This is a genomic window from Mesorhizobium jarvisii (genome assembly GCF_003601985.1).
Taxonomy (GTDB): domain Bacteria; phylum Pseudomonadota; class Alphaproteobacteria; order Rhizobiales; family Rhizobiaceae; genus Mesorhizobium; species Mesorhizobium jarvisii.
In genome coordinates this window covers 259750-284599 of the sequence record NZ_QZXA01000005.1, presented here as the reverse complement: position 1 = coordinate 284599, position 24850 = coordinate 259750, and the positions used below count along the sequence as shown (strand labels likewise).

General features: G+C 62.7%; 34 protein-coding genes. 9 read left to right on the top strand and 25 right to left on the bottom strand.

Features of this window, described 5'->3' with window-relative positions:
* Positions 1 to 36: 36 nt before the first annotated feature.
* Entirely contained in the window at positions 37 to 1266 is a 1230-nt protein-coding gene (locus D3242_RS14975; protein WP_064981639.1) for an MFS transporter, read from the bottom strand.
* Positions 1267 to 1417: 151 nt separating this feature from the next.
* On the opposite strand from D3242_RS14975, the gene D3242_RS14970 reads away from it, so the two are divergent.
* Positions 1418 to 2296, top strand: a complete 879-nt coding sequence (locus D3242_RS14970; RefSeq protein ID WP_019860652.1) for an AraC family transcriptional regulator — start codon at positions 1418 to 1420, stop codon at positions 2294 to 2296.
* A gap of 25 nt (positions 2297 to 2321) precedes the next feature.
* Here D3242_RS14970 and D3242_RS14965 read toward each other — a convergent pair whose 3' ends face one another.
* The 11 genes from D3242_RS14965 to D3242_RS14920 all read right to left on the bottom strand — a co-directional run bounded on the left by D3242_RS14965 (position 2322) and on the right by D3242_RS14920 (position 10239).
* Positions 2322 to 3299 (bottom strand): Bug family tripartite tricarboxylate transporter substrate binding protein, encoded by a 978-nt coding sequence (locus D3242_RS14965; protein WP_027047297.1) that lies wholly within the window; start codon positions 3297 to 3299, stop codon positions 2322 to 2324.
* A 142-nt stretch (positions 3300 to 3441) separates the two neighbouring features.
* On the bottom strand, positions 3442 to 4377 hold the full coding sequence (locus D3242_RS14960) for a ribose-phosphate pyrophosphokinase (protein WP_019860650.1): 936 nt from the start codon (positions 4375 to 4377) through the stop codon (positions 3442 to 3444).
* A 168-nt stretch (positions 4378 to 4545) separates the two neighbouring features.
* On the bottom strand, positions 4546 to 5160 hold the full coding sequence (locus D3242_RS14955) for a hypothetical protein (RefSeq protein WP_019860649.1): 615 nt from the start codon (positions 5158 to 5160) through the stop codon (positions 4546 to 4548).
* A gap of 43 nt (positions 5161 to 5203) precedes the next feature.
* The gene (locus D3242_RS14950) at positions 5204 to 6355 is read right to left on the bottom strand and encodes a M24 family metallopeptidase (protein WP_019860648.1); all 1152 of its coding nucleotides are present in this window, start codon (positions 6353 to 6355) and stop codon (positions 5204 to 5206) included.
* On the bottom strand, positions 6355 to 7149 hold the full coding sequence (gene pgeF / locus D3242_RS14945) for a peptidoglycan editing factor PgeF (protein ID WP_038649079.1): 795 nt from the start codon (positions 7147 to 7149) through the stop codon (positions 6355 to 6357). The genes D3242_RS14950 and pgeF overlap by 1 nt, the downstream gene beginning before the upstream one ends.
* 116 nt (positions 7150 to 7265) lie before the next feature.
* On the bottom strand, positions 7266 to 8354 hold the full coding sequence (locus D3242_RS14940; protein WP_064980599.1) for a class I SAM-dependent methyltransferase: 1089 nt from the start codon (positions 8352 to 8354) through the stop codon (positions 7266 to 7268).
* A complete protein-coding gene (lgt, locus tag D3242_RS14935) occupies positions 8351 to 9211 on the bottom strand; it encodes a prolipoprotein diacylglyceryl transferase (RefSeq protein ID WP_019860644.1) in 861 nt (286 codons plus the stop codon). The genes D3242_RS14940 and lgt overlap by 4 nt, the downstream gene beginning before the upstream one ends.
* 136 nt (positions 9212 to 9347) lie before the next feature.
* Entirely contained in the window at positions 9348 to 9581 is a 234-nt protein-coding gene (locus D3242_RS14930; protein ID WP_019860643.1) for a BrnA antitoxin family protein, read from the bottom strand.
* A gap of 102 nt (positions 9582 to 9683) precedes the next feature.
* A complete protein-coding gene (locus D3242_RS34370) occupies positions 9684 to 9776 on the bottom strand; it encodes a hypothetical protein (protein WP_342634142.1) in 93 nt (30 codons plus the stop codon).
* The gene (locus D3242_RS14925; RefSeq protein WP_317452351.1) at positions 9776 to 9982 is read right to left on the bottom strand and encodes a type II toxin-antitoxin system RelE/ParE family toxin; all 207 of its coding nucleotides are present in this window, start codon (positions 9980 to 9982) and stop codon (positions 9776 to 9778) included. The genes D3242_RS34370 and D3242_RS14925 overlap by 1 nt, the downstream gene beginning before the upstream one ends.
* The gene (locus D3242_RS14920) at positions 9979 to 10239 is read right to left on the bottom strand and encodes a type II toxin-antitoxin system ParD family antitoxin (protein ID WP_064980598.1); all 261 of its coding nucleotides are present in this window, start codon (positions 10237 to 10239) and stop codon (positions 9979 to 9981) included. Before D3242_RS14920 ends, D3242_RS14925 begins: the two co-directional genes overlap by 4 nt.
* Before the next feature lie 170 nt (positions 10240 to 10409).
* On the opposite strand from D3242_RS14920, the gene D3242_RS14915 reads away from it, so the two are divergent.
* The 3 genes from D3242_RS14915 (at position 10410) to D3242_RS14905 (ending at position 11942) form a co-directional block, all read left to right on the top strand.
* Positions 10410 to 10712 (top strand): accessory factor UbiK family protein, encoded by a 303-nt coding sequence (locus D3242_RS14915; RefSeq protein WP_064980597.1) that lies wholly within the window; start codon positions 10410 to 10412, stop codon positions 10710 to 10712.
* Positions 10713 to 11056: 344 nt separating this feature from the next.
* The gene (locus tag D3242_RS14910; RefSeq protein ID WP_013893499.1) at positions 11057 to 11557 is read left to right on the top strand and encodes a type III secretion system chaperone family protein; all 501 of its coding nucleotides are present in this window, start codon (positions 11057 to 11059) and stop codon (positions 11555 to 11557) included.
* A 25-nt stretch (positions 11558 to 11582) separates the two neighbouring features.
* Positions 11583 to 11942: a tRNA-binding protein gene (locus D3242_RS14905; RefSeq protein WP_064980596.1), complete on the top strand. Its 360-nt coding sequence runs from the start codon at positions 11583 to 11585 to the stop codon at positions 11940 to 11942.
* A gap of 181 nt (positions 11943 to 12123) precedes the next feature.
* Here D3242_RS14905 and D3242_RS14900 read toward each other — a convergent pair whose 3' ends face one another.
* The 4 genes from D3242_RS14900 to D3242_RS14885 form a co-directional block, all read right to left on the bottom strand.
* Positions 12124 to 13146, bottom strand: coding sequence for a glycosyltransferase family 4 protein (locus D3242_RS14900; protein WP_064980595.1), 1023 nt, complete (start codon positions 13144 to 13146; stop codon positions 12124 to 12126).
* A 255-nt stretch (positions 13147 to 13401) separates the two neighbouring features.
* Complete coding sequence (locus D3242_RS14895; RefSeq protein WP_019860635.1) at positions 13402 to 14817, bottom strand: ATP-binding protein; 1416 nt, start codon at positions 14815 to 14817, stop codon at positions 13402 to 13404.
* Positions 14818 to 14964: 147 nt separating this feature from the next.
* The gene (locus D3242_RS14890) at positions 14965 to 15684 is read right to left on the bottom strand and encodes a response regulator (protein ID WP_019860633.1); all 720 of its coding nucleotides are present in this window, start codon (positions 15682 to 15684) and stop codon (positions 14965 to 14967) included.
* Positions 15671 to 16204, bottom strand: coding sequence for a MarR family winged helix-turn-helix transcriptional regulator (locus tag D3242_RS14885; protein WP_027047295.1), 534 nt, complete (start codon positions 16202 to 16204; stop codon positions 15671 to 15673). The genes D3242_RS14890 and D3242_RS14885 overlap by 14 nt, the downstream gene beginning before the upstream one ends.
* Before the next feature lie 261 nt (positions 16205 to 16465).
* Between D3242_RS14885 and D3242_RS14880 the strand changes: the two genes are divergently transcribed.
* The 3 genes from D3242_RS14880 to D3242_RS14870 all read left to right on the top strand — a co-directional run bounded on the left by D3242_RS14880 (position 16466) and on the right by D3242_RS14870 (position 18596).
* Positions 16466 to 17359: a branched-chain amino acid aminotransferase gene (locus D3242_RS14880; RefSeq protein ID WP_064980594.1), complete on the top strand. Its 894-nt coding sequence runs from the start codon at positions 16466 to 16468 to the stop codon at positions 17357 to 17359.
* Positions 17360 to 17504: 145 nt separating this feature from the next.
* Complete coding sequence (locus D3242_RS14875) at positions 17505 to 17816, top strand: hypothetical protein (RefSeq protein ID WP_019860630.1); 312 nt, start codon at positions 17505 to 17507, stop codon at positions 17814 to 17816.
* A gap of 141 nt (positions 17817 to 17957) precedes the next feature.
* The gene (locus tag D3242_RS14870; RefSeq protein ID WP_027047294.1) at positions 17958 to 18596 is read left to right on the top strand and encodes an MBL fold metallo-hydrolase; all 639 of its coding nucleotides are present in this window, start codon (positions 17958 to 17960) and stop codon (positions 18594 to 18596) included.
* An 88-nt stretch (positions 18597 to 18684) separates the two neighbouring features.
* Here D3242_RS14870 and D3242_RS14865 read toward each other — a convergent pair whose 3' ends face one another.
* The 3 genes from D3242_RS14865 to D3242_RS14855 form a co-directional block, all read right to left on the bottom strand.
* Positions 18685 to 19128 carry a BA14K family protein gene (locus D3242_RS14865; RefSeq protein ID WP_064980593.1) on the bottom strand — a complete coding sequence of 148 codons (444 nt, stop codon included), beginning with the start codon at positions 19126 to 19128 and terminating at the stop codon, positions 18685 to 18687.
* Between the two features lie 177 nt (positions 19129 to 19305).
* A complete protein-coding gene (locus D3242_RS14860; RefSeq protein ID WP_008877668.1) occupies positions 19306 to 19518 on the bottom strand; it encodes a cold-shock protein in 213 nt (70 codons plus the stop codon).
* Between the two features lie 324 nt (positions 19519 to 19842).
* The gene (locus D3242_RS14855) at positions 19843 to 20055 is read right to left on the bottom strand and encodes a cold-shock protein (protein ID WP_006202520.1); all 213 of its coding nucleotides are present in this window, start codon (positions 20053 to 20055) and stop codon (positions 19843 to 19845) included.
* A 504-nt stretch (positions 20056 to 20559) separates the two neighbouring features.
* Between D3242_RS14855 and D3242_RS14850 the strand changes: the two genes are divergently transcribed.
* A complete protein-coding gene (locus D3242_RS14850; protein WP_027047293.1) occupies positions 20560 to 20970 on the top strand; it encodes a Kazal-type serine protease inhibitor family protein in 411 nt (136 codons plus the stop codon).
* A gap of 53 nt (positions 20971 to 21023) precedes the next feature.
* On the opposite strand, the gene D3242_RS14845 is transcribed toward D3242_RS14850, so the two are convergent.
* The 6 genes from D3242_RS14845 to D3242_RS14825 form a co-directional block, all read right to left on the bottom strand.
* On the bottom strand, positions 21024 to 22586 hold the full coding sequence (locus D3242_RS14845) for an EAL domain-containing protein (RefSeq protein WP_064980592.1): 1563 nt from the start codon (positions 22584 to 22586) through the stop codon (positions 21024 to 21026).
* Between the two features lie 145 nt (positions 22587 to 22731).
* Positions 22732 to 22950 carry a hypothetical protein gene (locus D3242_RS14840; RefSeq protein ID WP_019860622.1) on the bottom strand — a complete coding sequence of 73 codons (219 nt, stop codon included), beginning with the start codon at positions 22948 to 22950 and terminating at the stop codon, positions 22732 to 22734.
* 91 nt (positions 22951 to 23041) lie between these two features.
* Positions 23042 to 23179, bottom strand: coding sequence for a hypothetical protein (locus D3242_RS33515; RefSeq protein WP_164987223.1), 138 nt, complete (start codon positions 23177 to 23179; stop codon positions 23042 to 23044).
* A 39-nt stretch (positions 23180 to 23218) separates the two neighbouring features.
* Entirely contained in the window at positions 23219 to 23485 is a 267-nt protein-coding gene (locus D3242_RS14835) for a hypothetical protein (protein WP_019860620.1), read from the bottom strand.
* Positions 23482 to 23751, bottom strand: coding sequence for a hypothetical protein (locus tag D3242_RS14830; protein ID WP_064980591.1), 270 nt, complete (start codon positions 23749 to 23751; stop codon positions 23482 to 23484). Before D3242_RS14830 ends, D3242_RS14835 begins: the two co-directional genes overlap by 4 nt.
* Before the next feature lie 168 nt (positions 23752 to 23919).
* Positions 23920 to 24126 (bottom strand): cold-shock protein, encoded by a 207-nt coding sequence (locus D3242_RS14825; protein WP_010911078.1) that lies wholly within the window; start codon positions 24124 to 24126, stop codon positions 23920 to 23922.
* Positions 24127 to 24449: 323 nt separating this feature from the next.
* Between D3242_RS14825 and D3242_RS14820 the strand changes: the two genes are divergently transcribed.
* Positions 24450 to 24674 carry a hypothetical protein gene (locus D3242_RS14820; RefSeq protein ID WP_019860617.1) on the top strand — a complete coding sequence of 75 codons (225 nt, stop codon included), beginning with the start codon at positions 24450 to 24452 and terminating at the stop codon, positions 24672 to 24674.
* Positions 24675 to 24850 lie beyond the last annotated feature (176 nt).

Sequence of the window (24850 nt, the reverse complement as noted above, 5' to 3'; positions counted from 1 at the left end):
CACGCCCACGCTGCCTCCGTCTTTAGCAACGACTGTCTAGGCTTTTCTTGCTTCCTTCATATTGGGCAGGAACACCGTCAGCAGGCCCAGGAACGGCAGATACGAGCAGATCTGGAAGACGAAATCGATGCCCTTCATGTCGGCGACGACGCCGAGCACGGCGGCGGCAATGCCGCCCATGCCGAAGGCGAAGCCGAAGAAGATGCCGGCGATCATGCCGACGCGGCCCGGCACCAGTTCCTGGGCAAAGACGACGATGTTGGAGAAGGCCGACGAGAGGATGAGGCCGATCAGAACGGTCAGCACCATCGTCCATTCCAGATTGGCGTAGGGGAGCGCCAGCGTGAAGGGCAGCACGCCGACGATCGAGAACCAGATCATCGCCTTCTGTCCGTAGCGATCGCCGAACGGGCCGCCGAGCAGGATGCCCAGCGCCGAGGCGCCGAGGAACAGGAACAGCATCACCTGGCTCATCTGCACCGACACTCCGAACTTATGGATGGAGTAGAAGGTGTAGTAGCTGGCAAGGCTGGCGATGTAGGCGTTCTTGCTCAGCACCAGCAGCGTCAGCACGACCAGTGCGCTCATAACCTTGCGGCGCGGGAAGGGCGAGACGAAGCTTGCCGCCTTGCGGGTGCCTTGCGCGGCGCGCAAGCGGCTGTACCAGCCGCCGACCTGCCACAAAACGACGATGCCGATCAGCGAGCCGACGGCGAACCAGGAGATGCTGGTCTGTCCGAACGGCACGACGATGAAGGCCGCCAGCAGCGGCCCCATCGACTGGCCGAAATTGCCGCCGACCTGGAATAGCGACTGCGCCAGGCCAAACCGGCCGCCCGAGGCGAAACGCGCGATGCGCGAGGATTCGGGATGGAAGATCGCCGAGCCGACGCCGATCAGCGAGGCGCCGATCAAGAGCAGATAATAGTGCCCAGCATAGGCCAGCACGACCAGGCCGATCAGCGACGAGGCCATGCCGTAGGGCAGGGAATAGGGCATCGGCCGCTTGTCGGTGATCATGCCGATCACCGGCTGCAGCAAGGACGCCGTCACCTGGAAGGTGAAGGTCAGCAGGCCGATCTGCCAGAAATCGAGGCCGTAATTCTGTTTCAGAAGCGGATAAATGGCCGATAGCAGCGACTGCATGATGTCGTTGATGCAATGGCAGAAGCTCACCGCCAGGATGACGGTGAAGGCCGTCGCCTGGGCAGAGGCGTGACTGGCGGTCGCTGGTGACGCGACGCTGGCGGCTGTCGTATCGGTCAAGGCAGGCTCCGTGGTCTTTTTGGCGGGCACGCCCGCAGGCAATCTGGCGGACGCTCCCGCGGCCACCTTAGGGACGGTTGCCTTATAGGCCGCTTGCCGCGCGACTTCTTTCGTGGTTTGGTCCAATAGTTTCGCAAGTGGGCCATACAAGATGCCGCATGGCAGGGAAATCTTCCGCGCCGGCAATGCCGATCTCGGCCAATTGCACCAGAGCCGCTGGCAATGGCTGGAGGAAGTCGCCGGGCCGGCGGTGGCGTTGCCGACCGAATATCCCGACGGCTATCACGTGCCGCAACACCGCCACAGGCGCAGCCAGTTGCTGCACGCGCTGGTCGGCGTCGTGCTGGTGACGACGCGGCATGGGCGCTGGATGGTGCCGCCAGACCATGCGATGTGGATTCCGGCCGGCATCGAGCATTCCGTCGAGATGCTGGGCGATGTCTCGATGCGCTCGGTCTATGTCATGCCGGGCGCGATCCCGGGGCTGCCGGAAGGCTTGCGCGTCGTCGGCGTCACCGCGTTGATGCACAGCCTGATCGTGGAATCAGAGAAGCTGCCGCAAGGCGGCGAACTGGAAGGACGCGGCGGGTTGATCATGAAGCTGTTGCTGCATGAGATCCCGACCTTGCCGGAACGGCCGCTCGGTCTGCCATTCCCGTCCGATGCAAGGCTGGCGGCGCTGTGCCGCCGCTTCGTCGCCGCACCTTCACCGCATGCGACGATCGACGAATGGGCCGATGCCGCCGGCATGAGCCGGCGCTCCTTCACGCGCGCCTTCCAGCGCCAGACCGGCCTGTCGCTGTCGACATGGCGCCAGCAGGCCTGCCTGTTCGCGGCGCTGCCGCGGCTCGCCGATGGCGAGCCGATCACCCGGGTGGCGCTCGATCTGGGCTATGACAGCGTGCCGGCCTTCATCACCATGTTCAAGCGCATGCTGGGCTCGTCGCCGCGCGGCTATATGCGCGGCGCGCGAGACAATGGCGAAGGCATAAGGCGAGCCCCGCCTCGCCTTGAGGCTCCTGCGCCATAATAAGCGGCGCCGAGCGCACTGACGCCTAGTCCATCTGAACGCCGCTCGCCTTGACGATCGGCTCCCACTTGGCGAGTTCAGCCTTCACATGCGTTGCCAACTCTTCCGGGGTGGAGGCCACGATCGTGGCGCTGAATTGGCCCATGCGCGCAATCACATCGGGATCCTGCAGCGCCTTGGCTGCTGCCTTGTGAAGAACCTCGATCACGTCCGCCGGGGTGCCGGCGGGCGCGAACAGGGCGTTCCAGCTGTAGGTTTCATAGCCAGGAATGGTTTCGGCGATTGCCGGCACGTCAGGGAAGGAGGGAACGCGCTCCTTGGTGGTGACGCCCAGGGCCCTCAGCGTCCCGCCCTTGATATGCCCCGATGAAGACGGCAGGTTGTCGAACATCATCGGCACCTGATTGGCGATGACGTCGTTCAGGGCCGGCCCGGCGCCCTTATAGGGTATGTGCTGCATGCTCACGCCGGCCATCGTCTTGAAAAGCTCGCCCGAGAGATGCAGCGGGGTGCCGTTGCCCGATGAAGCGTAGGCGTATTTGTCCGGGTCCTTCTTCAATAGGTCGATCAGTTCCTTGACGTCCTTGGCTGGAAATTGAGGGTTCACGACCAGGACGTTCGGTACCAGCACAAGCAGCGATATCGGAGCAAAATCCTTCTCCGCATCGTAGGGCTTGGTCTTGAGGATGAGCGGGTTGAGTGCGTGTGTCGCAACCGTGCCCATCAGAATCGTGTAGCCGTCCGGATCCGCCCGGGCGACCTGGGCCGCGCCGATGCTGCCGCCGGCGCCGCCGACATTTTCAACGACAATCTGCTGGCCGAGGTTTTCGGACATCTTGTTGGCGACGAGGCGAGCGACCAGGTCCGTGGAGCCGCCCGCGGAAAAGGGAACAACCATCGTGATGGTCCGGTCCGGGAAATCGGCGGCCCAAGCCGTCGGCGCCGAAAAGAGAGCCGCGACGGAAACGGCAAGCCCGAGCAAAGTCCTTCGCCGGATTGGCATATGCTACTCCTCCATTGTCTACGGGGGCAGTATGCCACGGCGGGCGCGCCAGGAGAAATGTCTGCTCGCGAGGGGCGCAGACAAGGAGCCGACGGTAGGGGCGTACGCTGCGCCCGGCCGACGTTTCGTCGATCGCGGGGGGTTAGTCGAACAGGCTCGACACCGATTCCTCGGTCGCTGTGCGCGAAATCGCTTCGCCCATCAGGTCGGCGATCGAGATGACGCGGATGTTGGGGGCGTCGAGCACGCCTTGCGTCGGCTGGATGGAATCGGTGATCACCAGTTCCTGCAGCTTCGAGCCGCTGATGCGCGCGACTGCGCCGCCCGACAGCACGCCATGGGTGATATAGGCGGTGACGCTGGTGGCGCCGTTGGCCAAGAGTGCATCGGCGGCATTGCACAGCGTGCCGCCGGAATCGACGATGTCGTCGATCAGCAGGCAATCCTTGCCGGCGACCGCGCCGATGATGTTCATGACTTCCGATTCGCCCGGGCGCTCACGGCGCTTGTCGACGATGGCGAGCTGCGCGTCGAAGCGCTTGGCCAACGCACGTGCCCGCACCACGCCGCCAATGTCGGGCGACACCACCACGACATTGCCGAGCTGCTTGTATTTCGCCTTCACGTCGCGCGCCATCACCGGCACCGAGAACAGATTGTCGGTCGGGATGTCGAAGAAGCCCTGGATCTGGCCGGCATGCAGGTCGAGCGTCAAAACGCGGTCGACGCCGGCGCGGGTGATCATGTTGGCAACCAGCTTGGCCGAGATCGGTGTGCGGCCCGACGCCCGGCGGTCCTGCCTGGCATAGCCGAAATAGGGAATCACCGCCGTGATGCGCTTGGCCGAGGAGCGCATGAAGGCGTCGATCATGATGAGCAGTTCCATCAAATGATCGTTGGTCGGGAAGGAGGTCGACTGCAGGATGAAAACATCCTCGCCGCGCACGTTTTCCTGGATTTCGACGAAGATTTCCTGGTCGGCGAAGCGCCTGACACTGGCCTTCCCCAGCGGGATGTTGAGATAGCGGGCGACCGCTTCGGCCAGCACCCTGTTGGAATTGCCCGCGAAGAGTTTCATGCACCGTTCCTGGTGGAGGATGGGAAGGCCTGACAGACTCTCCCGGACCTTTTAATCGGGCTTTTAGCGGCCCGCGCTGGTATTGCAAGCGCCGAGATCGGGAATCCGCCGGCTAAGCTGAAGAAAGGTTCGTGCCATCGCCGAGAGGCAACACTCAAGCATGCCTTGCTAGCCAGCCTTGCCACCCAGGAATGCCGCGAACTGGTCGATGGTCTGGTCGGCGATCGCCTGCATGGTGGCCGGAGAGACGCCCTTCCAGCTGTCGGCGCCCGTGCCGGAGCTGACCGAAGGCGCCTTCATCTGGCCGTTGATGCGGTGCAAGCGGTTGCCCGAGGGGTCGTAGACGTCCCAGACATAGATGACGGTGGTGTCCTTGCCCTCCGAAATCGCCGAGAAATAGCCTTTCAGCACATGGGTCGCGGTCTGGTCGGCGCTGCCGGCGAGCGTAATTCCACGCTGCCTGGCGCGCGTCTGCAGTTCCGCCGTCAGCGGGGTCGCGGCCTCGACCGAAGCACCGACGATCGGCGCGATCTGCAGCCGTGTCTTCGACAGGATGGCAGCACTTTGCGCCGAGGTGAGCGGCGTGGTGGTGGTTGCAGCAGGCGCGGTGGGTGACGCAACTGCAACGGTGGCCGTCGTGCTGCCCTGGGCTCCCGGCGCAACCGGCCCCGAAGTCGCCGGAGGGGTGATGGCGGAAGGTTCGAGAACGTCCTTTGCGTTGGTGCAGGCAGCCAGAGCCAATGCCACAAGCAATGACACGGTCGTCACATGCGATCGTCTCATTTGCCTTCTAACTCCTTGGCGAAGAACGCCTCCCATTATGGATTCACTGTACGATCAAGTCGAGATCATGGCGGGAAAGCGGCTTCGGCTGGGATTCGGTGGTCAGGTAGGTGCGGCCAAGCGTCATCGCCGTCTCGGTCTCGGAATCCATGATGATCATGTGGGCGAACAGCGTCATGTGCGGCGCGATCGGCTCGGGATTGCCCTGGTAGAACATCGGCATGTCCATCCAGGACGGCGTGAAGCGGGCGCCGACGGAGTAGCCGCAGGCGTTCAGCCGGTGCTTGGTCAGGCCGTGCGCCTCCATGGTGCGGGCGTGGGCGTCGAAGACGTCGCCGAACGTATTGCCCGGCGTCATCGCCTTTTCCACCGCGAGAAGGGCGGCACGCGCGGCGTCGAACAGCTCCTGATGGCGCTTCGACACCTTGCCGGTCAGCACCGTGCGCATCATCGGCGCATGGTAGTGATGGAAGACACCGGCCCATTCGAGCGTCAGCTGGTCGTTCTTGGTGAGCTTGCGGCGGCCGGCCTTGTAGCGGCACAGCAGCGCATCGACGCCCGAACCGATGATGAACTCATTGGCGGGATAGTCGCCGCCGCCGGCAAAGATCGCGCCCTGCATGGCGGCCAGGATCAGCGCCTCGTCGCCGCCCTGCTTGATCAGCGGCAGTGCCGCGTCCAGCGCGTCGTCGGAGAGATTGGCGGCCTTCTCGGCCTTGGCGATCTCGGCCGGGCTCTTGAACAGTCGCAGCCGGCCGACAATGCCGGATGCGTCGGCGATCTGGCCGAAGGTCTGCAACTGCTCGTCCAGCCGGCGGCCATTGTAGGCGGTCAGGCCATGGGTGTCGTATTCGACCCCAATACGGGCGCCAAGCAGGTCGAGGTCGTTGAGCAGGTTGCGCAGGTCGACCGCCGGGTTGGCGCCGTTGCGGTCGGTCCACAGCACGATGTTGTCGATGATCGAGGTGTGGCGCGCCTGGCGCAGGTCGGCCGAGCGGGTCAAGAGCACCATCGAGCCGTCGGCCTTCACCACCAGGCACTGGAAGAAGCAGAAGCCGAACGTGTCGTAGCCGGTCAGCCAGTACATGCTTTCCTGCGCGAACAGCAGGATGGCGTCGAGCTTCTTCTCGGCCATCTCGATCATCAGCCGGTCGCGCCGCGCGTCAAATTCCGATCGTTCAAAATGCAGCGCCATTATTCACTCTCCAAAACGATGGCCGAAACCTGCCGGCCGTAATCGGGTTCCTTGCGGTGCGTGGTGCGCCGGTAGGAGTAAAACAAATCTTCCTCGGCATAGGTGCAGCGGCCGAGGCCTTCAGCGGTCACGCCGGCCCTGATGAGCCGGTCGACCGTGTAGCTGACGAGGTCGAACATGGCATGGCCTGATGTGGCGGAGGGCGCGAAATAGCCGATGTTTTCCGCGTCGGCCTCGACGAAGCGGGCGACGAATTCCGGCCCGACTTCGTAATTGGCGGGGCCGATCGAGGGGCCGAGCACGGCGACGATGTTTTCGCGCCGGGCGCCCAGGCTTTCCATGGCGGCAATGGTGTTTTCCAGCACGCCCGTAAAAGCGCCTTTCCAGCCGGCATGCGCCGCGCCGATGATGCGTGCGCCGGAATCGGCAAACAGCACCGGGCCACAGTCGGCGGTCGAGGCGCCGATGGCGATGCCCGGGCGGTCGGTGACGATGGCATCGGCCTTGGGCCGTTCGCCGGCAAAGGGTTCCCTGGCGATAATGACGTCGGGCGAATGGACCTGCCAGGCGGTCAGCAGATGGCTTGCCGGCACGCCCATCCAGGCGGCGACGCGGGCGCGATTCTCGGCCACCAGCGCCTTGTCGTCATCCGACCCGGTGCCGATGTTGAGCCCCTGGTAGATGCCGGTCGAGACCCCACCCGTGCGGGTGAAATAGCCATGGCGGATGCCTTGTGCCTGCGCCTTGTCCAGCAGCGGTGACCGAACGGGATCCGGTTTGGTCTGATTCAGCATGCGGGCGTTGTTGTCCGTGTGGGCGGTTTCGTCAAGAAAAAGTCGGGAAGCGAGACGGCCGGCGGTTCGGCCGCTCTTTTACCGGACGCGAGATTGGGAGGGGTAGCGGTGAAAAGTCAATCCGCCGTCGAAAAGGGCCGGATCGGCACTCCGCGCGGCAGGACGGCAAGCACCTTGAACAGTTCGCCCATGGCTTGCGGCCCGGCGAGACGCTCGACATCGCCTGATATCTTGTCGCGGGCCGCCTGGTCGCCATCGGCGCCAAGCCGGCCGGCGCGCTCGAGAATGCCCATGCCGAGCAGGAAATCGCCTTGCGTCGACAGATGGGCGTCGAGACCATATGCGCGCACGGTGGCGGCAAGGGCGGCGAAATCGACATGCGAGGTGAGATCGGCCTCGCCGGGGTTGGCAAGCACATCTTCGTGATTGTGCTGGCGCAGAGCCTGCAGCGTGTCGCCGACCCCCGGCTGCAGATGGCCATAGTCGAGAAACAGGCCGGCGCCGCCGTTTGGGGCCATGCGGCCGGCAATGGCGGCCATCAGCGCGGTGCGAGCCGGTGCCACTTCGACGATCGCGCCCTGCGGCGCTTCAGCGGCGTCGGGGGGCAGCAGCGTCGGGTCGACCGAGCCGGCGCCGGCGAAGAAACAGAGCGTCTCCTCGTCGTCGAGGCCGACCATGCGCTCGCGCCAGCCCGTGCCGGCGCGGACGAACTGGCGGACCGGCACGGCGTCGAACAATTCATTGCCGACGATGAGCAGCGGCTGATCGGGCAGGGTGTCGATGGTCTCGTGCCAACGAACCGCGAAAGGTGTCACGTCGAGCGTCTGCTTCTGGATTTCAGTCAGGCGCGGGCTGGTCTCGATCATGGCGAAGGCGGCGCCATTGGCCAGATCAGGATCGAGCCGCGACAGGGTGCGCAGCATGTCCTTCATCAGCGTGCCGCGACCGGGGCCGATCTCGGCGATGGTCACTGGCATCGGCCGGCCAATCGCTGTCCAAGCTTGATAAAGCCAGACCGCGACGAGTTCGCCGAACATCTGGCTGATCTCCGGCGCGGTGACGAAGTCGCCAGCGGCGCCGAAGGGCTCGCGTGTCGTGTAGTAGCCGTCCGCGGGGTCGAACAGGCACATGGCCATGTATTCGTTGACGGGAAGGGGGCCGAGCGCCTCGATCAGGTCGACGATGCGGGTCTTCAGCCGCGTCATGTCGCCTGCGGCTGTGCTTGCTTCACCGGCTTGGCTGTGGCCATCGCCCAGATGCCGGCCAACACCATCGGCGTCGACAAGATCATGCCCATTGTCAGCCAGTTGGTGCCGAGGAGGTAGCCGAGCTGCTGGTCGGGTTCGCGGAAGAACTCGACGAAGATGCGCGACAGGCCATAGCCGCAGATGAAGGCGCCGCCGACGAAGCGCGGCGTCTTCAGCTTGAGGCGCGAATGGGTGAGGATGCGCAGGACCAGGAACAGAACCAGGCCCTCGAGCAGGGCCTCGTAGAGCTGGCTCGGATGGCGGGTGAACGGCCCGCCATTGGGGAATTCTATTGCCCAGGGCACATCCGTCGGCCGGCCCCAGAGCTCGGAATTGATGAAGTTGGCGACGCGCACCAGACCGAGCCCAACCGGCACGCCGGCGGCCACGACATCGAACAGCGACCAAGTGCGGATGCCGCGCTTGATGGAAAACAGCGTCATGGCGAGGATGACGCCAAGCAGGCCGCCATGGAACGACATGCCGCCTTGCCAGACGGCGAAGATGTCGAGCGGGTGCGCGATATAGCGCGCCAGGTCATAAAACAGCACATAGCCGGTGCGACCGCCGAGGACGACTCCGATGGCCGCCCAGACGATGAAATCGTCGAGATCCTCCGGCTTCATAGGCAGGATACCGTCGGGCCAAAGCTTCGGATTGGCGGCGAGCCGCTTGGCATACCACCAGGCAAAGAGGATGCCGACGATGTAGCCGACGCCGTACCAGTGCACCGCCAGCGGCCCGATCTGGATGAGGATCGGGTTGATGTTTGGGAAGGGCAACGAGGCCAGCGGCAGCAGGAAATATTCGTTCAACGGGGAGCTCTCGGTTGCGGTCGCATTCGGGCGCGGACCATGCGGCAGGGTTTTGGCAGGGTCAAGGCAAGCTGGTCGCCGTCAAGTGTCGCGACGGGTCACCATTGCCAGCCATCGCGCCGTGGGGGTGGTGCGCTCAACCCTTTGCGGCCACCCATTGCCGCAATGCGTCGTTGATCCTGTCCTGCCAGCCTGGACCGTCTTCCTGGAAATGGTCGAGCACGGCCCGGTCGATCCGGATCGAAACAAGCTCGCGCACATTCGGGGCGGTCGAGGGTTCGCGAACGGGCGCTGCCGGCTTCTTGACCGGCTTGAAGGCCGCTTCGGCGGCCGCGAACGGATTTGTCGGTCGGCGTGGGGGCGTTGCCATTGGGTGACCCTGACTGGAGGTGACTCGTGCTTGGCGGAAGTCGCGATGAAAACGCCACAATAGGCGACTTAGCGCCAGCCCGTATAGGGCGCCTTCATGTTGTCAATTTTCCGGAAACAAGATCGTCTCGATGTCCATCGCACCATGTATTATGTGCAGTACCTCCACGGTGTCGGTGCCAACGCGATAGAAAATCAGATAGTTGCCGTGGACGCGTCGCCGGATGGCGATAAATGCCGCTCAAGGAGCGGATAGCGCTCCGGCATGGTGCACAGCTCCATACAATCGCGGCGCAATTCCTGGATAAACGTTATGGCCCGGAATGGACTGTTGAGCGCGATGTAATCAGCAATGGCTTCAAGGTCTGCCTCGGCTTGATCTGTGAAGACCAATTGCCTCACTTGGTCTTCTCTGCCATTGCCCTGTATTTGGCTTCAAGCCTGTTCAGTACCTCGTCACCAGGCTTAACTCTGCCTGCATTGGCATCTGCGATGCCTTTGGTGAGGGCTGCATCGAGGGTGGCGAGGCGCTTCTCCCGCTCTTCGACGAGGCGAACGCCCTCACGCAGCACTTCGCTCTTCGAATTGTAGCGGCCCGTGCTGACGAGCTGGTTCACGACATCTTCGAGACGGCTGCCCAAGTCTGCGCTGATGGCCATGACGGCGCTCCTAAAAATACCCTAGAACAATAATAGTTATTGATCGAGTTTGCCAGTGATTTTGCCAGTGATTTGGTGAGGGATCCGACTTGATGCCGCACCGGCCCTCAACGTTCTTGCATTCGGCGCTCCGCGCCACTACGTCATTTCGAGCAAAGCGAGGATTTGCCATGTCGACCGGACCGAACCGCATTCTCGATGAATTCGCCAAGCTGATGACTGATGCAGCGGGTGCCGCGCAGGGCGTGCGCCGCGAGGTCGAGACCGCCTTCAAGGGCCAGGCGGAGCGCATCCTCAATTCGATGGACGTGGTGCAGCGCGAGGAATTCGAGGCCGCGCGCGAGATGGCCGCCAAGGCCAGGGACGAGAATGCAAGGCTTGCCGCCCGCATCGAAGCGCTCGAGGCCAAGCTTTCCGAATTCGCCGGCGATGCCGCACCAGCGGCGGCGGCGAAGCCCCGCGCAAAAAAATAATCGTTAAACTTTTCCACATAGTCCGATCCTGAAAATCGCTTTGCCGTGAATCGCTTAACGGCATTGCATGAATCTTTGTGACAGCGCCTTTCCACATGCGAATGACGCAGTGCGAAAAATTGGGCTGTTCACGCGACTCCCGATCAATAGACTGAATTTGTTGCATGATTCGGAGCAGGGTCATGCGGCCGGGCGGTGGGGTCCGGTCTGGGGTCTTTGCGTCGAGAAGTAGTCTTTAGCGCGAAGAAAGTCCTGGCCGTCCGAGTTCTAGATCAGATTGTTCGTTGTGTGTGCCCTCCCGCGGAGCGTGTGGCGGCGCTCCTCAGAACGACAGGAAGCATTCCATGGAACTTCTCGAACTCGAATTCTCCCGCGAAATCCATCCGGTGGATGTTATCGAGCAGGTGGCCCACAACAATGACTGGTCCTTCGAACGGGCCGGCGACGATGAAATTTCGATCTCGGTCGCAGGCAGCTGGACCGACTATCACGTCTCCTTCTCCTGGATGGAGGATTTCGAGGCGCTGCATCTGGCCTGCGCCTTCGATATCAAGGTGCCGGAGACCCGGGCGCTGGAAGTGATGCGGCTGTTGTCGCTGATCAACGAGCAGATGCTGTTCGGGCATTTCGACCTCTGGGAGCAGGAAGGCGCGATCATGTTCCGTCAGTCGCTGCTTTTGGCCGGCGGGGTCGAGCCGTCGAGCCAGCAGGTGGAGGTGCTTTTGTCCTCGGCGCTGGAAGCCTGCGAATGCTATTTCCAGGCTTTCCAGTTCGTCGTCTGGTCGGGAACCTCGGCCAAGGATGCGCTGGCCGGCGTGCTGTTCGAGACCTACGGCAACGCTTGAGCGGCGGCGAGGCAAACAAGACGAGATGAGTTCGAGCAGCGAGCGTAAGCCTGAGATCAGTTTTGCCGATTTCGATCGTGTCGACATCCGCGCCGGCACGATCGTCGAGGCCGAACCGTTTCCGGAAGCGCGCAAGCCTGCCTTCAAGCTTAAGATCGATTTCGGACCCGACATCGGCATCAAGAAATCGTCGGCGCAGATCACCAAATACTATACGCCGGAGACGCTGGTCGGCCGGCAGGTGTTCGCCGTAGTCAATTTTCCGCCGCGCCAGATCGGGCCGTTCATGTCGGAAGTGCTGACACTGGGCTTTCCCGATGAGGAGGGCGCCGTGGTGCTTGGCGCCATCGAGCGCAAGGTGCCGGACGGCGGGCGGTTGTTTTAGGATGCGTTGATATTCAGGTGATGCCGACCTGCGAACGGCGGTCTCCTGCGCTTCCCCGTTCTACTGCGTCGCAGTAGAACTGAGCTCACGTACCAAAAGTACGCTCGGCTCCGGTTCTCGGAGACCACCATTCTCGGCTCGGCCTGACCTGAATCTCAACACATCCCAGGCCACGATGTCCTTAGGCCGCCAGCTTGCGCGTCCTGCCGAGCGCTTCCTCGACCGTGTCGAGAAACATTTCCGCACAGGCTTTCCAGCTGTAGCGCATGGCGCGTTCTCGTGCCTGCGCACGGTCGACCCCGAGCGCGGCGAGCGCGGCTTCGCGCAAATCGTTGGAGACCGCGCCGCCAAAGCCGTCGCCGACAATGTCGATTGGCCCGGTCACCGGATAGGCGGCGACCGGCGTGCCGCTGGCCAGCGCCTCGATGATGACATTGCCGAAGGTGTCGGTGCGGCTGGGGAAGACGAAGACATCGGCCGAGGCATAGAACTCCGCCAGTTCGTCATTGGGACGATGGCCGAGGAAATGCGCGTTGGGGTAGCGGGACTTGAGCTTGGCAAGCTCCGGACCTTCGCCGACGATCACCTTGCTGCCGGGCAGGTCGAGGTCGAGGAAGGCGGAGAGGTTCTTCTCGATGGCGACGCGGCCGACGCAGAGGAAGACCGGGCCGGGGAGGCCGAGGTCCTTGCGCTTGTCCGGGCGGAAATGGTCGGTGTCGACGCCGCGCGTCCATGGCCTCAGCTTGTTGAAGCCGCGCGCCGAAAGGTCATCGGCGAGCGACTGGGTGGCGACCAGCGTGCCCTGGCCGGAATTGTGGAAGTCGCGCAGCCAGCGATAGGCCCAGCTTTCCGGCACCGGCAGGCGGGCGCTGAGATATTCGGGAAAGCGCGTGTGATAGCTGGTGGTGAACGGCCGGCCGGCATTGCGGCAATAGCGCCGCGCCATGATGCCGAGCGGCCCTTCGGTGACGATGTGGATGTGGTCGGCCTTGTAGGCGTCGATCAGGCGCGCGACATGGCCTGGCGTGGTCAGCGCCAGCCTGATGTCGGGGTAGGTCGGCAGGGGGAGCGTGCGGAAGATGTTGGGTGTCAGAAAATCCAACGCGACGTCGAAGGATTTCAGCGTTTCGGTGAGCCGCTCCAGCGTGTGGACGACGCCATTGACCTGCGGGCGCCAGGCGTCGGTGACCATCAATATGCGCATGGCGGCCCTTTGCTGGAAAGGTCGACGGTTGCCTTGAGACGATGCCGGAACGGCGACCAGCCGCCAGCCCTCGCTTCGCTCCAGCGCACCCGGGCGGGCACGGGATCGAAGTGAGGCGGCAAGGCCGAATCAAGTGAAGTCGCGCGTTTCATGCGCGCTCTTCACCATGATTTCATGACGGGCGGATGAAGCAGTCCTTCTGGGAGCATGATCTTATCCGAAAACCGGTTTCCACTTTTCGGGATCATGCTCCGCCTAGGCTGGAACCTTGATCACCGCGCGCAGGCCGCCGAGCGGGCTGTCGTCGAGGGTGATGTCGCCGCCATGGCTGCGGGCGATGTCGCGGGCGATCGACAGGCCGAGCCCTGTGCCGCTGGCATCGAGGTTGCGGGCTTCGTCGAGCCGCACGAAGGGTTTGAACACGTCCTCGCGCCTGTCGGCCGGAATGCCGGGACCATTGTCGTCGACGGTGACCACGAGCGAGCCACGGCCGTGATCGGCGCTGACCTCCACCGTCTTGGCATAGCGGAAGGCATTGCCGATGACGTTGGACAACAGCCGCGCGAAGGCGTTCGGCCGCACATGCACGGTCGGATCACCCGAAAGCGTTGTCGACAGCTTGCATTTGCGCAAGGCGGCCTCGTCGCTGAGCTTCTGGAAATAGGCTTCGAGATCGAAACGTCCCGGGTCCTCCGAGGCTTCGCCGCGGGCAAAGGCGAGATAGCCTTCGAGCATCGACTGCATGTCGTCGATGTCCTGGTTGAGCGCCGCTTTGGTCTCAGCCTTGCCGCCGGCCAGCGCCAGCTGCAGCTTGAAGCGGGTGAGGATCGTCCTGAGATCATGGCTGACGCCGGTCAGCATGGCGGTGCGCTGGTCGATCTGGCGCTCGATGCGCTCGCGCATCTGGATGAAGGCAAAGCCGGCGCGGCGAACTTCCTCGGCGCCGCGCGGGCGAAAATCGCGCGGCATCGGCCGGCCCTTGCCGAAGCTTTCGGCGGCCTCGGCAAGCGTCAGGATCGGTCGGATCTGGTTGCGCAGGAAGGGGATGGCGATCATCAGCAGCACCAGCGAGGTGCCGACCATCCAGATCAGGAAGATGTGGGTGTTGGAGGCATAGGCCTGGCTGCGGCGCACGAAGACGCGCAGCACCTTGTTCTCGAGCTGGACGCGCACCTCGACGATGTTGGAATTGCCGACCGTGTCGATCCAGAACGGCCGGTTGATCTGGCGGGTGATCTCGGACGAGAGAACGTCGTCGAGGATCGAGAAGAACGGTTTGGGACCGGGCGGCGGCAAGGGATCCGGCGGCAGCAGGTCAACCTTCAGCTGCATGCGGTCCTGGGCGATGCGGATGACGTTGGCGTAGTCGGCGTCGTGCGGATAGGTCTCGATCAGGTCGATGATGGCGGCGATGTCGCGCACGGTGGCCTGCGACAGGCGCTGCGTCACCGTTGCCCAATGGCGCTCCATGAAGACGAAGGCGACCACCGATTGCAGCAGGATCATCGGCGCGATGACGATGATCAGCGAGCGCGCGTAAAGGCGCTTGGGCATGTAAAGCGAAACGAGCCGCCAGAAGCGGTTCCAGATGCGCGGCACCGCCTTGAGCGTTCGCGTAGCGCGTGCGCTCAAGCCGTCAGGTCCCGGCCCTTCCAGTTCCGTCGTTGCCATTGGCTCTTTTCATTTCGCCCGCGGCCCTCGACCAGGACGACGATTCCGTTAAATCGTCTTCCTGATCTAACTCTTTGTTGGAGCATGATCTTTTCCGAAAACCGGTTCCCACTTTCGGGATCATGCTCTAGAGCCGCGGCCGGTATTCTATTCCACGCTGAGCCGATACCCAATACCGCGCACGGTCTGCAGCCAGACAGGATTGGACGGATCGCGCTCGATCTTGCGGCGCAGCCGGTTGATCTGCACGTCGATGGTGCGCTCGCCGACCTCCGAATCGTCGCCGACCAGTTCGTGGCGCGGGATGGTCTCGCCGGCCCGCGCGGCAAAGATGGCCAGGATCTCCTGCTCGCGGTCGGTCAATTTCAGCGCCTCGCCGCCGCGCTTCAGTTCACGCCTGGCGATCTGGAACGTGTAGGGACCGAAGACCAGCTGTTCGACCTTGGGCGTGGTCGCCGGGCCGCCGCGGCGCAGGATGTTGTTGATGCGCAGGATCAGCTCGCGCGGGTCGAAGGGTTTTGGCAGATAGTCGTCGGCGCCGGCCTCGAGCCCCAAGATGCGGCTGTCGGTTTCCGAAAGCGCGGTCAGCATCAGGATCGGCACGTTCTTTTCGGCGCGCAGCGATTTGGTGAGATCGACGCCGCTTTCGCCGGGCATCATGACGTCGAGCACAAGCAGGTCGAAGTCGAGGCCGGCGAGCTTGCGCCTGGCCTCGCCGGCATTGCCGGCGACGGTGACGCGAAAGCCGTTTTCAGTCAGATACTGTTTGAGAAGATTGCGGATGCGGGTGTCGTCGTCGACCACAAGCAGATGCGGCGCGTCGTCGTCCGGTGCGGCCGCCTGATCGACCCTCTCAGTGCTCTCCATGGCTTTTTCCTGACATTTTTGCGGACCCAACGTCGATCTGAGCTCTCAGTTCCGGATTGACCATCGCTTCGAGGAAGCGTTCCACCAAGGCCCGTTCGGTGGCGCCGGAATCTTCCAATGCAGCACGGATGCGGCGTGACTGTGGCCGCGCCAGGGCCAGCGCCAGCGCGCGGCCCTTGGCGGTGGGATAGAGTTCGCGCTGGCGGCGGTCGCGCGGACCTTGCAATTGCACGACATGGTCGGTGTCGATGAGCTGCTTGAGCACGCGCGCCAGGCTCTGCTTGGTGATCTTCAGCACGTCCAGCAGTTCGGCGACCGTCAGGCCCGGCCGGCGGTTGACGAAATGCAGCACCCGATGGTGGGCGCGACCGAAGCCATAGTCAGCCAGGATCTGATCAGGATCGGAGGTGAAGTCGCGATAGGCAAAGAAGAACAGTTCGATGATGGCGAAGTCTATGCCGTCTTCGATTGACATCGCGGTCCTGATCGGCTTTCCGGCGGCTGGGCTTCGATCCGTCATCATTTCTCCATGGGAACGGGAGATTATGTCAGTACTATTGACGTAATTTCCCTGCAATGGTAATTTTTGACAAGCTTTTGGGCGGATTGCGAACGAAAAGGCAAGGCAGGCCGGTTTTTCCGGAACTTCCTGAGTTTGCCAGAGCGCGATTATCCGCCTACGCTTCGCAACACCGGCCGGCGTCTCCAATCACACGGCGCGGCCAAAAAGAACACGCTACGACACTAAGGATATGCGGGCCGCGACCCGCGGGAGGTTACCATGGCATCCGTTCCCTTCGATCAACTGGACGGCTTCATCTGGATGAATGGCGAATTCGTTGCGTGGGGCGACGCCAAGATCCATGTTCTGACCCACGGTCTGCACTACGCCAGCGCAGTCTTCGAGGGCGAGCGCGCCTATGGCGGCGAGATCTTCAAGCTCAACGAGCACACCGAGCGCCTGCATGAATCGGCGCGCCTGCTCGGCTTCAAGATTCCCTATTCAGTCGCCGAGCTCAACGACGCCTCGACCACGCTGTTGAAGAAGCAAGGGTTCCAGGACGCCTATGTCAGGCCGATTGCCTGGCGCGGCAGCGAGCAGATGGGCGTTTCGGCGCAGAACAACCGCATCAACGTCGCCATCGCCATCTGGCAGTGGCCGAGCTATTTCGATCCGGCGCAGAAGCTGAAGGGCATCCGCCTCGATGTCGCGGAATGGCGCCGGCCCGACCCGCGCACGGCGCCGTCGAAGTCGAAGGCCGCCGGCCTTTACATGATCTGCACCATGTCCAAGCACGCCGCCGAAGCAAAAGGCTATGCCGACGCCATGATGCTCGACTGGCGCGGTCAGGTCGCCGAGGCAACCGGCGCCAACATCTTCTTCGTCAAGGACGGCAAGATCCATACGCCCAGGCCCGATTGCTTCCTCGACGGTATCACCCGCCGCACGGTCATTGGGCTCGCCAGGGACCGTGGCCTGGAAGTGATCGAACGCGCCATCCTGCCGGAAGAACTCGAAGGCTTCGAACAATGCTTCCTGACTGGAACGGCGGCGGAAGTAACGCCGGTTTCGGAGGTCGGACCTTACCGATTCGAGGTTGGCGAAATCGCCAAGAATCTCATGAATGACTATTCTGCCGCGGTTCAGCCGAAGCACGCGATCGCCGCAGAATAACGATAGTCACAGCTTTTCGCGCAAGCAGGGGCGGTTTTCGGACCGCCCCTTTTATTTCAGCGTTTCTGCATTTGACTTTCAGTCAATTCGGCGTCTCATGATGGTGTCGGCCCGGGAGGCTGGCAGCTATGGAGGGACTAATCATATGGAAACGCTTCTTCCGATCATTGTACAGGTGATTACGGGTATCATCGGTGGTCAGGCGGTCGGTGTTGCACTCAAGAACGCGGCGATGGGCCAGCTTCCCAAGATTCTGGGTGGCGCCATTGGCGGCGTCGGCGGCGCGGCAATCCTCGGCAGCCTGCTTGGCCACGGCGCGGTCGATCCGGCGGCGGCTGCTGCAGCGACGAGCGGTCTCGGCAGTGCGCTCAACCTCGACAACATCATCGGTGGCGCCGGCGGCGGCGCGATCCTGACCGGCATCATCGGCGCCGTCATGGGCGCCATGAAGAAGTAAGTCTGACGGTCTCGGGTTTGTTCAAATGGGCGGCTTCGGCCGCCCATTTCTGTTTGTGCAACGACTGACTGTTCGTCTTTCGAGGGTGGACGCCCTTCATTCGCGCCTCTACATCACCGCGTGAACATCGAAAGGACGATCATGGGTCAGCTCAATGCCGGCATCGTGCCGGTCACACCGTTTCAGCAGAACTGCACCATCCTGTTCGACATGGACGACAAGCACGGCGTCGTCGTCGATCCGGGCGGCGACATCGACAAGGTGCTGGCGGTGCTGAAGGACAATGCGATCACAGCCGAGGCGATCTGGATCACGCACGGCCATATCGACCATGCCGGCGGCGCCATGGAGCTGAAGGAAGCGCTCGGCCTCGACATCATCGGGCCGCATGCAGCCGACAAGCCTTTGCTCGACAATCTGGAGAAACAGGGCAGGCTCTACGGTATTGCCGGCGCGCGCAACTGCGTGCCCGACCGGTTCCTAACCGAAGGTGAGACCGTGTCGTTCGGCGGCCACGTATTCGAGGTGCTGCATTGCCCCGGCCATGCGCCCGGCCACGTCGTCTATTACAACCGCGCGGCCAAGTTCGCCCATGTCGGCGATGTGCTGTTTCGTGGCTCGGTCGGCCGCACCGACCTGCCCGGCGGTGACCACGCAACGCTGATCGCCTCGATCAAGGACAAGCTCTTGCCGCTCGGCGACGATATCGGCTTCATCTGCGGCCACGGCCCTGGCGGCCGTTTTGGCGAGGAGCGGCGGACCAATCCGTTCCTGGTCTAAGATCAGCGCCTCCACTCGAGGTCGTAGAGTCAAAACAAAGGAGCGCTGGCCTTGCGGTCAGCGCTCCTTTGTTTGGGGCAGGGAAGCCTCAGTTTGCAGTGCAAAAATGCTGCTCGCCGTCATTGCCGGTGAAGGTGCCGGTGCGGGAGTTGAAGCTGCGATAGCGGTCCGAGCAGTATTCGTACCAGTCACGCGTCCACGGCTCGGCATAGCGATTCGCATAGACCACCCGCGGTTCGACATAGTAGTGGCGAACCGGTGCCGGGCGGATCCGCACGTCACGATCGTAGTAACCGTCATTGTAGTAGCCGTCATCGTAGTAGCGGTTAGCATCAGGCGGTGGCTGGTCATTGGCCAGTGCGCCACCGATCAGGGCGCCGGCGGCGAGGCCAAGCACACCGGCGGCAATGGCGTCGCCATTGCCGTGGTGGCGGTGATGGCGCCATTCATCGGCGTTGGCCGCGGGCAAGGCCACAAGCATGGTGGCCGCCATGGCGGCGGACAGCACGGCTGTCTTGAAAATTCTGTTCATCTTGGTCTCCTTCGTACCGGGCCGTGCAGTTTTGCAGGGGATGCGGTCCGGCTTTACCCAAGACTAATATGCGACCGTGGCTGAACGGAGGCTGAACGGATTTCGACCTGCCGATCCAAGAGAGGCGTCAAAAACCAGGCTCTGATCGAGCTGGCTGCGCTGCTGGAGCCGACAGTCTCAGCCGACCGACAGGTTGACGGCCTTGGGTCCCTTGCCGCGCTTGTCCGGCTCGGTGTCGAATGTTACTTTCTGCCCATCTTCGAGACCGGGAAGACCCGACGCCTGCACGGCCGAAATATGGACGAAGACATCCTTCGCGCCATCGTCCGGCGTGATGAAGCCGAAGCCTTTGGCATGATTGAAGAATTTGACGGTGCCGGTCTGCGGCATGGGAAGCTCCTTTGATCCCATAAACTCCAGTCTCGGGCCGGCAAATGCCCGAGAGGAAATTTGTCCTTTATTTTAGCGTCATCGGCAAGAGAAAGTTTTGCGGGCACTTAAAGCGCGTCAGCTTTAAGCCCTTGTTATGATGCATGTCGTTGACACGGAGTAGGATCCACTTCTGGCCGACATGCACTTATGCTGCGCCACGGACATGAAAAAGGCGCGACGAAAATCGCCGCGCCTTTTTAAAAAATCTGTCTGCATGCCCACAGGCTGGGCAAGCTTCAAACCCTCGTTCGCCCGCCGTCAGGGACGCGCGGCGCCGATGGTTCAGGCAGCGCGGAGGTTGACCGCCTTCGGGCCTTTGCCCATGCGGTCCGGCTCGACGTCGAAGGTGACCTTCTGGCCGTCGACGAGCGTGCGCAGGCCCGATGCCTCGATCGCGGAAATATGGACGAACACGTCCTTGGCGCCGCCGTCGGGCGTGATGAAACCGAAGCCTTTGGTCGCGTTGAAGAATTTAACGGTGCCGGTCTGGGCCATTGGGGAAACTCCTTCACCCGTTCAGTCTTTGGTGGTCCTGCCCGCCACCTGGCGTCGAGGGCAGTTCCCGGTGGTTGCTTTCGGCAGTCATGCATTGGCGCATGGTCAAACCCCCCGCCGAAAAACGGGGCCGTCAGAGATTCACAGTATCGGGGAAAGGTCGTCCAAAACGTTCCGCTCTCCGGGTCGCAAATGCCCGAACACGGAATTTATCGCACGGAAACGTGAAGGTTGCAAGATACCGCCGCGGGCCGCCACACAGAGCGCATCCCGACGCAAGAATCGACCGATCTGAGCGTCGACGGGCCGCAAATAGGCCTCGTTGCCGGGCCGGTCATTGACCCACAGAGAGGATCGCGCATGGGCCAGTGTTGCCGGCGGATGCCGGCCATGGCCGTAATCGCCGTTTCCGCCCCCGCGAACGCGGTTGCATCCGACAGGGTTGCATTTGACAGGGGAATGGCGAGGATCGTGATCGGGGATGGGATCGAGGGAGAAATCAGCATGAAATTCCTGGCGTCGGTTTTTTCGCGGCAAGGGTTTGCCGTCCTGTTCCTGTCGGCGCTTCTGGCCGCCTGCACCGTGGTCGTCGATGATGGGCCAGGACCACGCCCGCGGCCGCCGCGTCCCGAACCGGAATTCTGCACCAGGCAATACGAGCCCGTTTGTGCCCGGCGCGGCGGCGACCGCCAGACCTTCGCCAATGCCTGCCTTGCCGACCGCGCCGGCTACCGCATCGTGCGCGACGGCCCCTGCCGCGGCGACGGCGGCGATGGTGGTGGCGAAGAGCAGACGTTCTGCACCCGCGAATACGCGCCCGTCTGCGCCCGCCGCCATGGCGAGATGCGCAGCTTTCCCAATGCCTGCGAAGCCCGCGCCGCGGACTACCGCATCGTCGGCGATGGCCCGTGCTGAGAGGGCAGGTCCGCCTTCTCCCGGGAGAAGGTGGATGCTGCTTAGAACAAGAGTTAGACCTTGCCAGACGGCACTTTCGCCCGGCGGCAATAGGCAATGAAGTCGGCCGCGGGCATGGGCCTGGCGAATAGCCAGCCCTGGCCATAGTCGACATCGCGTTCCAAGAGGTAGTCGGCCTGGGCCTGCGTTTCGACCCCTTCGGCGACAATCTTCAGCTTCAGCGTCTTGGCCATCTCGATAATGTGCGGCGTGACCGAACTGGTGGCGGAATTCGTGCTGATCGTGTCGATGAACGACTTGTCGATCTTGAGCGCATCCAGCGGCAGCCCTTCGAGATAGGACAGGCTGGAATAGCCGGTGCCGAAATCGTCGATCGCCACCGCATGGCCAAGTTCGCGGGCACGCGTGAGCGTCGATCGCGCCGCCTCGATATCCACGAAGCCGCGCTCCGTTGCCTCGAGCCAGATCTGCCGTGGCTGGATTCCCGTATGCTGCAATGCCCTTGCGATAACCGGCAGAACCCGCCCCGTGCCGACGTCGGTGGCGCTGAGGTTGATGGCGATATGAAGGGAGCGATCGGCAACCAGAAGGCTGTTGAGGTCGGACACGACGAGCGCAATGACCTGATCGGTGATCGCCGTGATCAGTCCGCTCTCTTCGGCAAGTGGAATGAAATGATCGGGCTGGACCAGGGATCCGTCCGGCCGCTTCCAGCGCACCAGCGCTTCCGCGCCGATGCAAGTGCCGGTCCTGAGTTCGACGATCGGCTGATAGTGGACGATGAATTCGCGCTTGCGCACGGCGATCTGCAATTCGCCCAGGGGCGAAAGACGCCTCCGCGACAGCCAGACGACCATGCCGATGATGAAGGCGGCAATGAAGGCGCCGAGCGGGAGCAGCAGACGCTGCTGCCGGCGCACACCGTCCAGGATCTGGCTTTGCGGTTCGGTGGCGACGGCGATCCAGCCGGTTCCGCGCGCCGTGGCAAACAGGAGATCGTCGTCCAGGCCTTCTTCAGGACCGGCGACGATCTTGCCGATACGGGCGGGATCGGGGGCGTTCAGTGCGCCGACCAGGATGCCGTTTTCCGTCGTCAGGGCAAGTTGGACACCGGGGTCGACGATAATGTCGGCAAAACGCACCGGATCGACAAGGGCGTTGTGGTCCTTGTAGCGCAGCGCCATCAGCGTGTGGCCCGCGCTCATCACCGGCTGCATGCGAGCGGTGACGGCAATGCCGTCGCTGGTGACAAAGTCCGGCTTCGATTGCGCGACGCGACCGTCGGTCGGTCCCCATGACGAGCATTTGAGCAGGCCATTTTCGAAATAGCCCATTTCCTCGATGGTGCGTGTGTTGATGGTGAGCTGTCGCATGCGGGCGATGTGATCCGCCGAACAAGGGATGCCGGTGAAGCGGTCGATCTGCCGCAAGGCATCCCGCGCTTCGTCGAGCGACATGTCGGCCCTGGCGATGGCACGGCCGGCGAACAGATGCAGCCGTTCGTGTTCGTTCTGAACGGCCTGGGTCCATGAAAGGTGAAACATCGCCGCGATGGGCGCGATGGCGCCAGCCAAGCCCAGCACCACCGCCATCACGATGATGCGTAGCCTGTCCATACGCCTCCTGCCTCGGCCGTGGCTGGCGATCTTGCCAGCCGAAATAGTCTCGGGCCCCCGTTTTCGGAGGCAGGCGGATCTTATTGTCTCGTCCTTACACGAACTTTAATGGCCGCGCGGCAAGCACGGCTTCTTCGACAGCCGGCTAGGATGGATACGCCCCATCGGCCGGCCCGGCATAGAGCTCGCTGCCGTGCTCATCGGAAATGCGCAGGCGGTCGGGGATTTGCGGCATTGCGAGCGTGTGGAAGAGTGCGGCCGCGGCCTGCAAGGCGGCGCGCAAGGTCGGCGCTTCCAGCGACACCTTGTCGAGCGTTGCCTCCTCGGCGTCGCGCGACCGGTAGAACTCGATGACGAAGTTCAAGCAAGCCTCCGTGGCAGGACTTGGCATGGGCTGTCAGTTCATCGCCTTCCCAAGGCAGGGGATGGGGCGCATGCGAGGCGCCCCAAGGCTGTCAGCCCTTGGACTTCGGCTTCAGGCCGCTCTCCGCCTGCTTGACTGCCGAACCGAACGGGGAGGCGGGCTTGGCCACCACCTTATCCTTCTTCGGCTTGCGCGCTTCGCGATTGCTTCGCTGTTGACCTTTGGACATGGACTGCTCCTTGTGCGTTTTGGTTGGCGGTTCGGGATCTCAGACCGCTGGATTGTTGGCGACAGCCGGATTGTCGGCCGGTTCGAGATTGTCTTCCGTGGTGACCCGCTCGTGGGTCTCCTGCTCACTGCGGATACGGTATTGCGGCGAGCCGTCCTTGACCGGCAGCCTGCTCTTGATCTCGAACAGCTCCGCCGTCTTCTGGACGAGGCCGGTGCGGCTCTTCATGCGCACCGTCTGGCCGATTGCGAAAAGGTGCGAGGGCGTGTCGTTGCGCGGACGCGCATTCTGCTGGAAACGGATCATGCTGCATTCTCCCGGTCGCGCTTGAGCGCGGATTCGAGTTCGAGATGGTCGATGGCGACAAGCTGGCTGGTCGTGGGATTCTTCACCGCTCTTGCCGGCAGGTGGATGAAGGTGGCGACGCGGCGCCAGGCGATGCGTGACATGCCCTCGATCAGCTCTTCATCATGATCGATGTCGTAGTCGCCGGCCGGCAACGGCCCTTCCAACCCTCCGAGCATGAAGGAGGCAGCGAAATGGGCGATGGAATGGGTGGTGCGGTCCGGCATTGTCCTGGCCTTGGCTGGTTCGCGCCTTGGGCGCCACGTAAAACGGCGGCCTGAATGCAAAAAAGCGGGGACGAGCCCCGCTTTTCTATTTCCGGCCATCGCTGGAAATAAGCCGCTTTCGAGAGCTGCCAGTACATCCGTGGTCAGTGTTCATCGAATTCGGCCGGATCAGATCAGTTGCAGATTGGCGGCCGACTCGCGGCCCTTGCCGTCACGCTCCAGGTCGAACTGCAGCTTCTGGCCTTCGGCGAGGCCGGGAAAGCCGGCGCGCTCCAGCGCACTGACATGGACGAAAACGTCCTTGCCGCCGTCAGCTGGTTGAATGAAGCCAAAACCCTTCTGGCCATTGTAGAATTTCACGATTCCCGTGGTCATATCTGTCTTTCGCGGATTGAAAGATCGTCGCAGGGCGAATGTGCCGTGCGTCATCGACGATTTGGAATGAGATTGGCGGGTCGAGAACCTCTGACGCCGCGAGATGCCAATTCTGGCCAAAACGATCCATCTTATGTAGATCGATTGGCGCGGATATTCAAGACGATTTGGAAATTAAACCCGCTCAAAGTGAAAAATAGATGGCTATAGGCGCTCCGATATTTCTGCTATGGTTCAGCATATTTCTAAAAAATTCTTGAGAGCGTGTCGGAATTTTTCTCCGGCTCGGTATTTTTTATTTACTCCGGAACGAGGATAAAACCATGGTTTCCACAAGAGGCTCAAGGGGGAAGACCGTCGCGGTCAATCCGATCATCAAGCCAATCGCCATCCACGCCATTGCCGTTGGCCCGACCGGCCAGCCGATGATCGTCAAGTCGGCACGGCTGACGATCAGAAGCGATGAGGCGGCAAGGCGGACGATCTCCGATACCGATGGCACGGTGAGGCGGGCGAGGCAGGTTGCCGAGACCAACCGCCTGATCTGATCGCTCAAGGCATCCCAAAAGAGCTCGGAAGCCCGCGAAGACTTGAACCTGCAGCGCCAATGGCCTAGATCGCGGCAGGCGGACAAACACGGCAGGTTTCCCATTAACAGAGATCAAAGACGAGCGGCGGGTGCGGGAACCAGGCCAGGCGCGGGCGGACAGCCGCCGCTGGGTCT